Source organism: Niveibacterium sp. (genome assembly GCF_041909475.1).
GTDB lineage: Bacteria > Pseudomonadota > Gammaproteobacteria > Burkholderiales > Rhodocyclaceae > Niveibacterium.
Genome location: NZ_JAYRDJ010000014.1, coordinates 69,011 through 84,373, shown reverse-complemented (window position 1 = coordinate 84,373; position 15,363 = coordinate 69,011). Strand labels below are relative to the sequence as shown.

General features: G+C 61.3%; 12 protein-coding genes and 1 tRNA gene. All 13 read left to right on the top strand.

The features are described 5' to 3' along the window. The first annotated feature begins 149 nt into the window (after positions 1-149). Entirely contained in the window at positions 150-596 is a 447-nt protein-coding gene (locus tag ACE3P0_RS11130; protein ID WP_374402687.1) for a GatB/YqeY domain-containing protein, read from the top strand. A gap of 81 nt (positions 597-677) precedes the next feature. Beyond that, positions 678-2,498, top strand: coding sequence for a DNA primase (gene dnaG / locus ACE3P0_RS11125; protein ID WP_374402686.1), 1,821 nt, complete (start codon positions 678-680; stop codon positions 2,496-2,498). Positions 2,499-2,545: 47 nt separating this feature from the next. After that, positions 2,546-4,510 (top strand): RNA polymerase sigma factor RpoD, encoded by a 1,965-nt coding sequence (gene rpoD / locus ACE3P0_RS11120; protein ID WP_374402685.1) that lies wholly within the window; start codon positions 2,546-2,548, stop codon positions 4,508-4,510. Positions 4,511-4,673: 163 nt separating this feature from the next. Then, a tRNA-Ile gene (locus tag ACE3P0_RS11115) sits at positions 4,674-4,752 on the top strand. 438 nt (positions 4,753-5,190) lie between these two features. Then, positions 5,191-7,887: a type VI secretion system Vgr family protein gene (locus ACE3P0_RS11110; RefSeq protein WP_374402684.1), complete on the top strand. Its 2,697-nt coding sequence runs from the start codon at positions 5,191-5,193 to the stop codon at positions 7,885-7,887. Positions 7,888-7,892: 5 nt separating this feature from the next. After that, positions 7,893-9,551, top strand: a complete 1,659-nt coding sequence (locus ACE3P0_RS11105) for an esterase/lipase family protein (RefSeq protein WP_374402683.1) — start codon at positions 7,893-7,895, stop codon at positions 9,549-9,551. Next, positions 9,548-10,918, top strand: coding sequence for a T6SS immunity protein Tli4 family protein (locus ACE3P0_RS11100; RefSeq protein WP_374402682.1), 1,371 nt, complete (start codon positions 9,548-9,550; stop codon positions 10,916-10,918). Before ACE3P0_RS11105 ends, ACE3P0_RS11100 begins: the two co-directional genes overlap by 4 nt. After that, complete coding sequence (locus ACE3P0_RS11095) at positions 10,915-11,940, top strand: hypothetical protein (RefSeq protein WP_374402681.1); 1,026 nt, start codon at positions 10,915-10,917, stop codon at positions 11,938-11,940. The genes ACE3P0_RS11100 and ACE3P0_RS11095 overlap by 4 nt, the downstream gene beginning before the upstream one ends. Positions 11,941-12,116: 176 nt before the next feature. Further along, entirely contained in the window at positions 12,117-12,422 is a 306-nt protein-coding gene (locus ACE3P0_RS11090; protein ID WP_374402680.1) for a hypothetical protein, read from the top strand. A 9-nt stretch (positions 12,423-12,431) separates the two neighbouring features. After that, positions 12,432-12,695: a PAAR domain-containing protein gene (locus ACE3P0_RS11085; RefSeq protein ID WP_374402679.1), complete on the top strand. Its 264-nt coding sequence runs from the start codon at positions 12,432-12,434 to the stop codon at positions 12,693-12,695. Positions 12,696-12,727: 32 nt separating this feature from the next. After that, complete coding sequence (locus tag ACE3P0_RS11080) at positions 12,728-13,441, top strand: hypothetical protein (RefSeq protein WP_374402677.1); 714 nt, start codon at positions 12,728-12,730, stop codon at positions 13,439-13,441. Between the two features lie 89 nt (positions 13,442-13,530). After that, positions 13,531-14,328 carry a hypothetical protein gene (locus tag ACE3P0_RS11075; RefSeq protein WP_374402676.1) on the top strand — a complete coding sequence of 266 codons (798 nt, stop codon included), beginning with the start codon at positions 13,531-13,533 and terminating at the stop codon, positions 14,326-14,328. A gap of 98 nt (positions 14,329-14,426) precedes the next feature. Continuing rightward, a complete protein-coding gene (locus ACE3P0_RS11070; RefSeq protein ID WP_374402675.1) occupies positions 14,427-15,335 on the top strand; it encodes a hypothetical protein in 909 nt (302 codons plus the stop codon). Positions 15,336-15,363 lie beyond the last annotated feature (28 nt).

Here is a 15,363-nt window from a genome sequence, read left to right as displayed (position 1 = left end):
CTGCGCGCAGGCAGGGTTCCGGCAGCAACGCTGCCAACAGCCGCAAGACATGCGCCGCGGAACGCACCATCACGGTAGCGTTCCGCGGCGCTTTTGCGCCTTCCGGTTCCCCACATCGAACCCGGCGCGCCTCGTTTGGGAGTTCCACGATGTCGCTGAAGCTTCAGATCAATGAAGACATGAAGTCCGCCATGCGCGCGAAGGAAACCGCGCGCCTCGGCGCCCTGCGCCTTCTGCTCGCGGCTATCAAGCAACGCGAAGTGGATGAGCGGATCGAACTGGACGACGCAGCCGTGCAGGCCGTCATCGAAAAGCAGGTCAAGCAGCGGCGCGACTCGGTCGCCCAGTACGAGCTCGCCAAGCGCGAGGATCTCGCCAGCGCTGAACGCTTCGAGATCGAAGTCCTGTCCGCCTATATGCCAGCGCAGATGAGCGCCGACGAGATCGATGCCGTCATCGACGCCGCCATCGCCGAAACCGGTGCTGCCGGCCCTGCCGGCATCGGCAAGCTGATGGGCGTACTGAAGCCCAAGCTCGCCGGCCGCGCCGACATGAGCCTCGTCTCGGCACGCGTCAAGGCCAAGCTCTCGGCCTGACACACCGGGCAAGCGGATTCGATTCGCTTGCCTATACTGACCTAGGGCTGGCGGCGTTCGCCGGCTCGCCGCGGCACGTTCATGATTCCTCAGGCCTTCATCCAGGACCTCATCGCTCGGATTGACATCGTCGACCTGATTCAGCGCTACGTGCCGTTGAAGAAGGCGGGCGCCAACTATTCCGCCTGCTGCCCGTTCCACAACGAGAAATCCCCGAGCTTTACGGTCAGCCCGAGCAAGCAGTTCTACCACTGCTTCGGCTGCGGCGCGCATGGCACCGCCATCGGCTTTCTGATGGAGCACTCCGGGCTTGGCTTCGTCGACGCCGTCAAGGAACTCGCCCAGCAACTCGGCCTGGAAGTCCCCGACGACGGCCCTGCCTCTTCCGGCCCCGGACGCGAACAACAACGCTCGCTGATCGATGTAATGTCGACCGCGGCGCGCTTCTACCGCGAGCAACTGAAGACCAGTTCACGCGCGGTCGATTACCTGAAACGCCGCGGCCTGACCGGCGAAATCGCGGCGCGCTTCGGCATCGGTTATGCTCCCGATGGCTGGCAGAGCCTGGACAAGGCCTTCCCGAAGTACGACGACGGCGGACTGGCCGAAGCGGGCCTCGTAATCGACAACGAAGCCGGCCGCCGTTACGACCGCTTCCGCGACCGCATCATATTCCCGATCCAGGACGCACGCGGCAACGTCATCGCCTTCGGCGGGCGCATTCTGGACGCCGGCGAACCGAAGTACCTGAATTCGCCCGAGACGCCGCTGTTCGAGAAGGGCCGCGAACTCTACGGCCTGCCGCAAGCGCGCGTCGGCATCCGCGAGACCGGCACGGTGATCGTGGTCGAGGGCTACATGGACGTCGTCGCGCTCGCGCAGTACGGCGTCAACAACGCCGTCGCAACGCTTGGCACCGCGACCACCCCGACGCACGTCCAGAAACTGCTGCGCCAAGCGGACCGCCTCGTATTCTGCTTCGATGGCGACAAGGCCGGCCGCAAGGCGGCTCGCCGCGGCCTTGAGGCCAGCCTGCCGCATCTCGCCGACGACAAGACGGTCTGCTTCCTGTTTCTGCCGTCGGAGCACGATCCGGATTCCTTCGTTCGTGAACGCGGCGCAGAAGCCTTCCAGCTCGCCGCACGCGACGCAACGCCGCTCGGCCGCTTCCTGCTCGACACCCTCGCCGAAGGCTGTGACCTGCAAACTGCCGAGGGGCGCGCGCACCTGGTTCACAACGCCAAGGAATTCGTTCCGAAGATCGCTGCCCAAGTTCTGCAACTGCAGATCGTGCGCGACCTCGCCGCGACGGCACAACTGAGCCCGGAAGAAACTTCCGCGGCACTGGGGCTTGCACCACCGCCGCGGCCGCCCCGCCCTGCCTTCGAGCCCTTCCAGAAGGGCGAGTGGCAGAAGGGTCGCTTCGGCAAGAAAGGCCTGCCGCCACCGGAGCCGCGCGTTGGCGTGGTGCCGCTGGAGCAACAACTGCTGCGCGTTTTGTTGGCGCGCCCCCGACTTGGCGACAAAGTCCCGCTTGCGCTCGTCGGCCACCTGCCCGAGACCGCCGAGCGCGCCGCCGTGATGGCGATCATCGATGCAGGAGAGGATGGCACCCTGCTTGATGCGCCGCTTGGCGCCTGGATCGAGCACTTCCGCGACAGCACACACGAGACCGCGATCACCCGTGCGATGCAGTCGATCGAAGAAGGCTACATCGACGAGACGAAACTCGAAGAAACGCTGCGCGGCCTGCTTGATCGACTTGAGCTCCAGGCCGTCGAAGCAGAATTGAAGAATTTGCAGATGCAGGTCACGAGCGGCCGCGCGGATAGCAGCTCCGCAGCCCGTCTTGGCTCGCTTCTTGCGAAAAAACAGAAACTTAAGTCTGGCCAGACGGTCTGAGACTAAGTTATAATTATCGGTTTTCGCGACCTTTTCCCGAGGATTTCATGGCCGCCACGGATAAATCCAAAGACCCCCGCAAGGACTCGTCCAAGCCAAAGTCAGCCAAGGCAAAGGCCAAGGAGAAGGATCTCGCGCTCGCCCAGGCTGCCGCGCTGCAGCCTGCTGATGCCGAAGCGCGCCGCACCCGCCTTAAGTCGCTGATCGCGCTGGGCAAGGAACGCGGATACCTGACCTATGCCGAGATCAACGACCACCTGCCGGACGACATGGTGGACGCCGAGCAGATCGAGTCGATCATCTCGACCTTTGGCGACATGGGCATTCAGGTCTATGACGAGGCGCCCGCCGCCGAAGAGCTGCTGATTTCCGACAATGTGCCGCAGGTCGTCGACGACGAAGCGGCGCAGGAAGAAGCCGAACAGGCACTGTCGGCCGCCGATTCCGAATTCGGCCGCACGACCGACCCGGTGCGCATGTACATGCGTGAGATGGGCACCGTCGAACTGCTCACGCGCGAGGGCGAAATTGAAATCGCCAAGCGCATCGAAGATGGCCTCAAGCACATGGTGCTGGCGATCTCCGCCTGCCCGACCACCGTCGCCGATATCCTCGATATGGCGGAAAAGGTCGGCAAGGACGAGATGCGCATCGACGAACTCGTCGACGGCCTGATCGACCCCAATGCGCCGGAAGAAGCGGCGCCGGCCGACGACGTCGAGCTCGACGAAGAGGAAGACGAAGACGCGGACGACGAAGATGGCGACGGCGCCGGCAAGATCAGCGCATCGCTGCTTCAGCTCAAGACCGACGCACTGCAGCGTTTCGACGTGATCCGTGGCCTCTACGCCAAGATGATCGCGGCGCTGGGCAAGAAGGGCTCGGACGACAAGACCTACCTGAAGATCCACGGCCAGATCTCTGCCGAGCTGATGAACATCCGCTTTACCGCGAAGTCCATCGAAAAGCTCTGCGACACCGTGCGTCACATGGTCGAGAACGTCCGCAAGCACGAACGCAAGATCCTTGACCTGTGCGTCGAACGCGCCGGCATGTCGCGCCAGCACTTCATCAAGGTCTTCCCGGGCAACGAGACCAACCGTGACTGGTTAAAGGGCGAAATCAGCGCGAACGCGGGCTACTCCGCCGCGCTGATGCGCATGCAACCGGCCATTCTGGAAGAGCAGCAAAAACTGATCGACCTGCAGGAACGCATCGGCATTCCGCTGAAGGAACTCAAGGACATCAACAAGCAGATGTCCACCGGCGAAGCGAAGATGCGCCGCGCCAAGCGCGAGATGACCGAGGCCAACCTGCGTCTGGTGATCTCGATCGCGAAGAAGTACACCAACCGCGGCCTGCAGTTCCTCGATCTGATCCAGGAAGGCAACATCGGCCTGATGAAGGCGGTGGACAAGTTCGAATATCGCCGCGGCTACAAGTTCTCGACCTACGCGACGTGGTGGATCCGTCAGGCCATCACGCGTTCGATCGCGGACCAGGCGCGCACGATCCGTATTCCGGTTCATATGATCGAAACGATCAACAAGATGAACCGCATCTCGCGCCAGATCCTGCAGGAGACCGGCCTCGAGCCTGATCCCGCGACGCTGGCCGTGAAGATGGAAATGCCCGAGGAGAAGATCCGCAAGATCCAGAAGATCTCCAAGGAGCCGATTTCCATGGAGACGCCGATCGGCGACGACGACGACTCGCATCTGGGCGACTTCATCGAAGACAACGCCACCGTGGCGCCGGCCGATGCGGCCGAATACTCCGGCCTGCGCGACGCCACCAAGGAAGTGCTCGACAGCTTGACGCCGCGCGAGGCAAAGGTGCTGCGCATGCGTTTCGGCATCGAAATGAATACGGACCACACGCTGGAAGAAGTCGGCAAGCAGTTCGACGTCACCCGCGAGCGTATCCGCCAGATCGAAGCCAAGGCGCTGCGCAAGCTGCGTCACCCCTCGCGCTCGGACAAGCTACGCAGCTTCCTCGACGGCGAAGGCTGATCGCACCACCACACGCCCGCGTAACCAACGCGGGCTGATTCGCAAACGCCTGTTCGCACCGTGCGAGTGGGCAGCTGGCGAGGCGGTGAGCGAGACGGTACTTGAGTACGGCGAGCGAACCAACGAAGCCAGATGCCCGCGCAGCCGGAGCGAACAGGCATTCGGGCCTCTAGCTCATGCCTGGTTAGAGCAGCGGACTCATAATCCGTTGGTGCTCGGTTCGACTCCGAGGAGGCCCACCAATTTATCAAGCACTTAGCCCGATCCTACGATTGGGTTAAGTGCTTTTTGCTTTGCATGTAAGCCTTTTGTAATTGGTTTCGATCAACACAACACCACGCGAAACCACGGCCTCCTGCACAACGCCGCAAAGACGGAGCGCTCGTTTGCATCCATGCAGCCCGTCATAATCGGCACCCCCATTTAACCCGTTCCACAGCCGACGAACACGAAGCACGCAGTCAGCACACCAGCCGCCCGCATCTGCCAGTCTCTGCTGACCCGACCAGTGTGCAGAGCAATGTCCTATGCGCTTCAGTCAATAGCCCTGTCTACCTGACGCTGATCAGTTCGCGCAATCTGAACCCGGTGCAAACACAGCGAATCCGTGACCAAGTGCCAGCAATGCCATTGGGTTCTTGCAATAATGCCCTTTGCATACATCAAGGCATTATCAGGACATGGATCTCAATCCACGCGGCCTTCTGTCGGCGCTCCTGCCCTTCACCGACGACACCCGTCTGCTCTCCCTGCATCTGGACCCAGGAATCCCTGCCTCGGGTTCGCTGCTCGTTCGACGCTTACAAGGGCGTGAAGCCGTCTCGGAATGCGGCGGCTTCGAGGTCGAGTGCTACGGCTTGGATGCGGGGATTGAAGCCAAGCAACTGTTGGGACGGCGCCTGAGCGTTGCGCTCAACGGTGCTGCCGGAGGCGAACGCTGGTTCAACGGCATCGTAACCAAGGCAGCGCCCCGCGAAGCGGACGGCGGACGTCGTCGCTATGTGCTCACAATCTCCCCTGCCCTGGCGCTGCTGGGTATTCCCCGCAGCAACTGGATCTACCAAGAGCTCTCCGTTCCGGACATTCTGGATGCCGAACTCTCGCGCTGGCAGGCGAAGATTGCCGACTTGCAGTGGCGCTTCGATCTGGTCGGTGAGTATCCGATTCGAAGCTACACGGCGTCATATGCCGAGAGCCCGCTCGCCTTCATTGAACGGCTTTGCGCGGAGGAAGGCATTGGCTACCGGATCGAACATCTTCCTGTGAGTGGCACGCTGGTGGGTCAGACCCGAGTGATCTTCTTCGATCGCAGCGACACCCTGCCCGCCAACGCTCAGGCCACGACGCGCTTTCATCGCGCCGCCGTGACCGAGGCTGCCGACACGATCGACCGCTGGGAAAGTGAATCCCGTTTCGTACCCGGTGAAGTGACGCTGGCGAGTTGGGAATACAAGGGTGCCGGCACACAGTCGGCCTCGGAAGGCACGGCCTTCGAACACGGTGCCGCACGCCAACTGGTCGCCGCACTCGAAGACTACGCGCCGCAGACCCAGTACTACGGCTCGGGCACGGAAGATCTGCGCCGCTACACCCGATTGCGTATGGAAGCGTTCGAAGCGCAGGCCAAGACACGCTTTGGCGAGAGCTCGGTGCGCAGCTTCATCCCTGGCACCGCTACGACGATCACCGGTCACTACGACGGCCTCTTGGGTGCGCTCACCAACGCGCTCAACGGTGGCAGCCAGGACGACAGCTACCTGTTGCTCTCAGTCGAGCACGATGCGCGCAACAACCTGCCGGAGGAGTTCCTCAACGCCAGTCCGCTCGCGAAACTCTCGGAGCTTGCCGGCGCGGCGACGGAAGACACCTTCGAACCTGGCTATCGCAACCGCTTCACCGCCATCCGTCAGTCGGTCACCTGGCGTCCTGCTTTCGATCACACGAACAACGCCAAACCGACCGCACCGAGTCTGCAGACCGCGTTGGTGGTCGGAGCATCGGGTAACGAAATCGATGTCGACGAACTCGGCCGCGTGCTGGTGTGTTTTCACTGGGATCGTAACGGCACCAACACCTGTCGCTTGCGCGTGAGCAACGCGATTGCCGGCAGCGGCTGGGGCATGCAAACCCTCCCGCGCGTAGGCCAAGAAGTGTTGATCGGGTTCATCGAGGGAGACATTGACCGGCCGATGGTCATTGGCAGCGTCCACAATGGCGCTCATCAACCGCCGCGTTTCTCGCACGTCGGCGCCTTGCCTGAAAACCGCGCACTCTCCGGCTACAAGAGTTCCGAACTCGGTGGCGGTCGCTATAACCAGTGGCTCGCGGACGACACCCCCGGAGAGATCAGTTTCAAGCTGCAGAGCGAACATGCCTACAGCGAAGTGAATCTGGGCTACCTCACCGGTGCGCGCATCAACGGCAAAGCTACGCCGCGGGGTGAAGGGGCCGAACTGCGCTCGGACAAGATGACCGCCGTGCGCGGTGCGCAAGGGGTACTGATATCCGCCGAGTCGCAAACAAAGGCCGGAGGCGCCCATCTCTCGCGCGATACGCTGTCTGGACAACTGGACGCCGCCCAGGCACTCGCCGGCAAAGCCAGCGAACTGGCCGGCACCCATCAAGCCGGTGAGACCGACACCAAAGCGCAGGCGGAACTCATCCAACGCGTCAAAGACTGGGAGGTCGGCAGCAACACCTCCAAGGGCAGTCCGACCGGAACGGCAGCACAACCCATGGTCGCAATCAGCGGGCCGGCAGGCGTCGTCGTGGGATCACCGGAGAGCACGACGCTCGCGACCGGTCATGTGCTCAACCTCAGTAGTGGCCTGCATACGCAGCTCAATGCTGGCCGGGCGATTCGCTTACGCGCGCTGGATGGGCTCAGCCTTTTCACGCAGCAAAGCGGGATCCAGCAGATCGCCGGCAAAGGCAAGATCCAGATCCAGGCCCAAGACGGTGAAACCGAGCTCTCCGCCGCCAAGGACGTGCACATCTACTCCGCGGGCGGGCATGTCCTCGTCGAAGCACCGAACACCCTCACGCTCCGTGTCGGTGGCGCACAACTCACGCTTAACGCCAGCGGCGTCACGATCGAGACCTCAGGCAGCTTCAACGTCAAAGCTGCGAGCTTCAACTTCGGCGGCGGTGGCAACGCTTCGGTCAGCCTGCCCGACATGCCGCACAGCACGCTCAAGACCGACGAAAAGTTCCATCTGAAATTCCCCAACGGCGAACCGATGGGCAACCTCAAGGCTGAGGTCAAGACCGCATCGGGTGAGGTGCTGTGGTCCGGACGAACCGATGCCAGCGGCGCAACGGGCCTAGCCACCAAGAATCTGCCCGAAGCCATTCACGTTGCCTTCCTGCCTGACTGAGTCCCATGAACGAACCGCTACGCCGCGTCGCGCTCACCTTCGACGACAACTTCAATCCGCTCTCGCGTTCTGCACTCAGCGCGACCGATTTCACCTGTCGTGCCATGGCCGTCTGGCCAGCTCGCACGCCGATTCCCGTGATCTTCATTCCAGGCATCATGGGGTCGAACTTGGTCAGTAAGAAGGACAAACCGGCGTGGTCACCGCCCAATGGCATTCCGGAAGCGGTCGGCGAACTCGCGTCGCGGATCGGGCAGAAACCCAAAACGCGCCAGACAATCCTCAACCCAAAGGACGCAACGGTCTGGAACCGAACCGAATCGCTCGACCTGGGCTCCAACTACCCCGCGCTCGATGACGCGGAGGCCGGTCGGCGTTATTGGGGGGAAGTCTGGGAGAGTGGCTATGTGCCCTTCCTGCGCATTCTCGAAGACCGCCTGAACTACCCGTTCGAAGACCTCTCGGGCAAGAATCCCGATGCACCCAAGCGCGAAAAGGCGTGGGATGAAGCCATCGCGGGCGATCAACCGCACCCCTGGACGCCAATCACGGGTTTCGAAGCCCTCACCGAAGGCGAGTTCGCCAGCCGTTTCGGCAAGGTCTACTTTCCCGTCTTCGCCTGCGGCTACAACTGGCTCAAGAGCAATGAGGAGTCATCCGATCTCGTGGTGAAGCGGGTCGATGAAATCATTGCCCGCATTGCCAAGAGCTGCTACTTCAAGAAACCCGAGAAGGTCATCCTGGTGACCCATTCCATGGGTGGGCTGGTGGCGCGTCGGGCTGCGCAGAAGCTCGGCGACAAAGTACTCGGCGTCGTGCATGGCGTCATGCCGACCGAAGGTGCTCCCGTAACCTACCGGCGCTTCAAGGCCGGCACCGAGGCCTCGTGGGACGGCATCGGAGGCTGGCTCAAGAATCTTGGTGCGGCGAAGGTGCTCGGTTGGGACGCGGCTGACATCACTTGCGTGATGGCCAACGCGCCTGGACCGCTGGAACTGCTGCCGACCAAACGCTACCCGCCGGGCTGGCTCAAGGTGACCGACGGCAAGAAGACCATCGAGTTACCCGAGGCCGGCGGTAATCCTTATAGCGACATCTACGGCAAGAGCACCAAGGAGTGCTGGTGGGGCATGGTGGACCCGGAACTGATTGATCCGGCGAAGCTGCTCAAAACTACGACGAAGGTGACTGCACACAAACTCTTTCTCCAGAATTTGAAGCAGGCCGAAGACTTCCACGACGCCATTTCTGGTTATTGCCACGGTCAAACCTACGCGCACTACGGTGACGACCCGAAGCAGCCGAGTTTCGTGAGCGTGACCTGGCGCACGAACGGTGACTTGTCGGGCTTTACCAGCGAAGCGGTGCTGGCCGCGCAGCGGGGCGACGTCGACCTTCTCGGGCCGACCGAAGCCAGGATCGGCGAAACTTCGGTGCGCTTCAAGCTCGACGGTAAGGACGGACCGGGCGACGGCACCGTACCGGCACCCTCGGCGCACGCCGTTGCCGATCTGTCCGGCATCCGCACGGTGTTTCGCTTGCAAGGGCTCAAGCTCGAACATTCGGACAGCTACAAGAACAGCACCGTGCACAACACCGTGCTCTATGCTATCGGCAAGATCGCCCAACAACTACCGCTCAACAGCGACGGAACCACGGGATGACCCGCATCATCAATCGCAGCCGCTCCACGCTCCTGCGCGCAGCCCTGGTGGCCTTGGCGCTGGGTGGCGTCGTGCCAGTACTCGCTCAAGGCGCCAGCAAGGATAAAACCCCCATGACTGACACCACCGCCCCCAAGGGATTTCGCACGCATTGCGTCGGCCGCTACCTGGTCGACTTACCGGAGACGGCGGATATTCGGTTCTTCACTGCCGACTATGACTGGATGCGCATGTCGGTACGTTCTGCGACTCGGGAGTCATACCTGAGCGAGGTAAAGACGTTCGAAGAGCGATTGAAAACGACAAGGCACGAAAAGGACCCTAGCCTGCTTCGACAGGCACACAAAGACCGTGACGACAACGCCGTTGCTTTTGTCTACTGGGAGAAGCCAAACTCAGGATACATAAACCAAGTCCAAGGATTCCGATGGAGTGGTGGAAGTGAACTGTTGGCGCACGGCGAAGTTGATGATGACAAGGCGGACGTTGGGCTAAAAGATACCCTCAAGGCACTGGCAGCGTTCCGCCCCCGCACCCCCAACGAAATCCCCGCCGAGCCAGGTTTCTGTATCGAAGGCGGTTACTTCGCTGGCACGCCGGAAGCCAATCAGGAAACCGCCTCGATTCGCCTCACCCTGAAGGATCATCCGGATCTGTGGATTGACATCGAAACGGACACTATCGGCAAAGAGCAGGTCATCGACGGAGGTCTGCTTGCCCGCATCGACAAAGGCATGTCGGTCCCGATGTCCGCGGAGATCACTGCGCTCTTCGCGCGTGTGCGGACACTGCGTCGGGGTCCGCATCCGGTCGGTCCCGTCAAAGCGGAAGAACTCCTGCAAACCATGCCGAACAAGACCGGACGCATGGCGCACCAGTTCACGTGGGAAGCCTTCGGCGAGCGCGCCCAGACGCTGGCGCCGTCGATACGGGTTGAATTCGAGACCGGCAAGAACAAGACCGGCGACGAATACAGCGGCCAACCATCCCTGACCGATGCCGAGGCGATTGCGCTGTTCGACACCATCGTGAACTCGATCCGTCTGCGCCCGACCGCACCCGCAAAGACCTCCTCTGCCGAACCGCCCCCCACGCCACTCGGCGAACTCGCAGCCACCGGCCGAGCCTGCCCGCAAACAGGCCTGTGGCGCTCCGAAGAAGGCGAAGAACGCGTGGTTCAAGCCGGTGAAGCCATGCCCCGCACGGTCGTCACTGCAACGCCGTCGCTGTGGCAGAAGCTGCGCGGCGATGCCGAGCAGGCCAAGATCGCGACGGTTTGGACTTTGGTTGCCTACTCCGATCAGACAACAGGAAACGCTGTTGCGAACGATGCTCACGGCGCTACCACAACCGGGGACAAGGCATGACGCATCTGCTCCCTCGACATCGCGTGCGTCGCTTCCGTGACAGCACATTGAACCCAAACAGCATGAACCCACTTCAGATTGGCCTTCGGTACGTCCTCTTCGCGCTCCTGCTGCTTGCCCTTTCAGGCTGTTACGAGGTCATGCCGCAGCGCGTCGAGGAGAGCATCACCATCGAACGGGACGGTCGCTTTCAGCTCAGCTATGCCGGCACCTTCAAGGACTTCTCCACCTTGATCGAGAACACCGGCAAGGCAGAAGACATGCAAGACATCGCGCTGAAGAAGCTCAAAGCCGCGCCGTCCGCGAAGGTCGTGAAACAAACGGCACCGCACACTTTCTTCGTGCGATTTGAAGAGAGCGGATCATTTGAACACGACGACCTCACTCCGTTTTTGGGCGGTGCGAGTTCGGTCAGCAAGGTAGCGCCCTCATTCTTGGAGCTCAAACCAATCCGCGAACTTGAACTTGGTTTCGAAGCCAAGGACGGTCTGACACGAGAAGATCGAGCCGGTCTTGATTCAATGGTCAGCGGCACCAACCCCGAAGCGCATGCGGCCAAGGCCCTACTCAATGGCCTGCACGCGACGCTCACGATTCGGATCGACGCAGCCCTGGTCGGTGAGCACAACGCGCAGTCGGTGAAGAAGGACCGCGACGGCAAGACCGCTTACACCTGGCACATCGACCGACGCTCACTCAACCCGGTGAAGTTCGCGTTCTTCTTCGGCAAACAGGATCTCTCGATGTTCAAGCTTCTGCGCAGCCCACCGGGTTCGGAGTGCCAGAAGGTGATCGGACAAGAATGCAAGTGCGGGCCCTTCGTGCTGTACAAATCGCGCGGCGCGCCGATGGCAAATTCGGGGTATCAAATGAACACCGACGCGGGGCCGGTTCGAGGCTGCACCGACGCCGGTGGCGTTACGCAGACGATCTCGGTCAAGCTCACCGGAGGACCGTGCAGCGTGTCCCTGCTGTCGCCGGAGGAGAGTACGAAGCTGTGCCCGGTACCTGAGACGCGTTGAGTGCGATGGTCACCCGTCGTGCCACATTCGGTACCGGCATTTCAATCGAAGTTGCATGTCGGTAGCGCAAGGACTGCGCCGTGCGACGCCGCATGAAACCACCGTGCCTCGACACTACCAACTCGGCCTGCATGCCCCAAGGCATCGTCTTCCGTCGCCACTTAGGACGCTGCGCCTTGTGGCTGATGTTCGGCTACCTCGCGCTCGGACTCCTGTTCGGATTTGTGGCGAGCGGGTTCGCCGAAGATCCATCCGCAATGCTGGTGCTTTGGTATGAATTTCCGGTTTTGCCATTCGAATGGATGGGGTTTCGATTCGAGGGTACAGGCGGTTTCGTACAGATCGCCACACCGTCGGCAGTCCTCTGCGCGCTGGCAATCACAGCGGTGCTCATTGCCGTTGTCGCCGGCATGCTGGCCGGCTGGCAGTCCGTCCGACATGCACGACAGCAAACCAATCATCAAGGAACGCGCCATGAATGACGAAATGCCATGCCACGTGTGATCCGGTTGAACGACCCCACCGATCATGGCGGAAAAGTGGTCGGTGCGAACGGAACTTACCTCGTGATGGGATTACCAGTCGCTCGCGTCGGCGACGTCTGCACCTGCCCGCACAAGGGCCACGATGGTTGCACGATCGTTGAAGGCGATCCGAACTTCGTCGTCGATGGTCGCGCCGTCGCGTTCGAAGGCCACAAGACCAGCTGCGGTGCTGCGCTGATCGCCACGGTACCGAACTTCAACAACCAATAGCCCGAACTTTCTGGAATCCCCCTGGACTACTCATGACGATCGCACCAAGACTTGCATCCTTTTTAGCCGCGCTGGCGGCCTGTGTTGTCACCGGCTGCGCCACGTTCTTTGCAACAACCATGGATACACGCGATCCGTACTTCCATATGAAGCCCATCGCCGAAGACAAGATTCTGGCGCTGGGCAAAGTGCTCAAAACCGCTGACGCGGCCGACGGGACAAGCGGATCGATCGCGTTCCTCGGGCAGCAGCACACCTACCTGCTGGTGAGTGGCGAAGACGAGTTGCTGCAAATTGCCCAATCGCCGATTGGACCTTTGGTGGAGCCGTCTGCGGAGTCCAGCAACACGCAGGGACATCTGTTCCTCAAAGACGCTAAGTTCTGGGGCGCGCTTACGCTCACGATCGACAAGAACGCGCCCCTTTCGGACGTACAACGTGCCGAGCTGGAACGCTTGGGGTTCGCTCTGCATAGCGAGTTCGACTCTCACTTCACCAAGGCCGTCAGCATCTCGGGCCTGGTTCTGCCAGCCACGCAGATTCCGCCGGAGTCAGCAGAGAAACTGACACACTCGCGGACGGTCGCCTTCTTTCCTGGACTCGAAGAGACCGCCCCGCTGAATCTGAAGAAGGTCGTCGCGATTCCTGCTGCCGTTGTGGTCGATGTTGCAACAGCCCCCGTTCAACTGCTCGGCCTCGGTGCCCTGGCCATCTACTTTTCGACCCATCCCCTGAAGATCATGTAGCGACCACATCGCGGCGGGTGGCTCTCGAAGATCGCGAAGCCCGCAATGCACTCAGCGCAACACTCGGAACGATCACAAACGGCTGTGCTATGAAAACGATCGGCGGCTTTCCAGATTGGTTCGCCCGTAGCTTCGCGCATCTTGCTCACGAGGACTTCGAGGTCGCTTCAGCGCTGTGGACCGCCGAGCCCACCCTGCGGACGGTGACGCTGTTGCTCGATACGCTGCATCCGTCACGCCATCGGCACACACGCTGCCCGCGCTGCGGTCATGCGGGCGCACGATGGCGCGCGAGTTACAGCCCTGCAACGCGCGATCGCTGCGAGGCCTGCGGCAGATCCTCCACGAACACCGTCGGCACACCATTCTTTCGCGTGCATGAGCGCAACTGGCCTACCCTCTACGGCACGCTGGTCGTGCTGTGGGGCCCATGGACGCCCGTGCAGGCTTGGCGGATCGCTGGCTGCACCGACGCCAAACAACTGGCTGACTTTCGTCGCAGACTGGCGCCACTCTTCGAACAACTGCCGGACGACATGCCGCTCACGAGCCGTGCAGCCTATCGACTCGGCTTCACACCGGCAGAACAAGGGGTCACGTGCTTGCGCTGCGGTGGGAGAGACGTTGCTTATCGCAAGCGCAGTGACCACGCCAACCCAACCTTCGAATGCCTGGACTGCCGGTATCACTTCCAGCTCCACGCTTCGCGTCGGCACTTGCTTCCGCTCGATGAATCGGTGAAGTGTCCCGACTGCGCTGGCCGTCAGCTCAACCGCTCATTCATCGATGCTCGCGGACGACAGCACTATCGGTGCCGCGACTGCAGACGCAATTTCTACGAACAGAGCATTGCGGTGCGTCAGCGCAGCATTCAGGAGTTGGCGTGAGGCATTTCGCATATTCATTTTCACCCCTGCCTCGAATCATGGCGCAACGGGAGACCTGTGCCCGGCTGGCGTGGCCATCCTTTCTTGATGGAGTGTGAATGCGATACCTTGAACGCTCGAACGTGGAGACTGCCGCCCGTTTTTTGGCGAAGAAGACAGGCGATGAGTGGACGCCTGAACTGATCCTGGATCGCCTGTGGCAACTTTTGACGACTCATTCGGATGGTCTCGGGCTTGATACCGTCCGCGTTCTGTTGCCATCCGGATGGCAGCTTCAGGACACGCTGACCAATGAGGAAATCAGCCTGGATCGCCCCACTGAAGTAGAGGTCACGCAGGCTGAAGACCTGATTAAGCAGTTCCGCTTATTCGATGACGCAAAGACAGCTAAAGGCCAAGCGGCAGCACTTGTCTTGGGAAATCGACGGTTTCGCAGCGCTGGCCTGATCCCGGTATCGCTGCTGCGCCTTGTGCCAAGTGACTTGGCCGCGCTAGCAAACCTCCCGGAGCGGGAATCAATCACGCCCTTCCATGACCTGGTTGCAGACATTCACGCCGGGCGCCTTCCAGAGATTGCTGCCGAACTCGATACCGTTGCCTGCAAAGAGAACCTCAAGAAGCCGCAGGCGGCAGAGGCTGTTGATGACGACACGCAGGTATCGCCAAGCGCAGCCGCAGCTACTCCCCGCGCGGAAGCTCCCCTTCCAGCCGAAGCGTGCGCGGATCGAGATCTCGCTGATTTATTCGATCCAGTCAGAAAGGAAACGCTTGAGGCGATGTTCCCGGACAAACAGTGGAGCAAGTATGCGGAACGTGCCGACCGAAATGGGTTGAAGGAAGCCCGAGTCGGGCGCGGTATGTTCAATCCGTACTTGGCAGCGCACTGGTGGTTGAAAAAAAAAGCACCCTCTGACTGGGCATGGGAGAGATGCTTAAGAAAGCTGGCGAAGAATCTACCGCCTCGATCAGCCGACCAAGGGCACCTGCTGGTCGACGACAAGCGCTAGTTCGCCACTTTGCCGCCAGCAATCATGG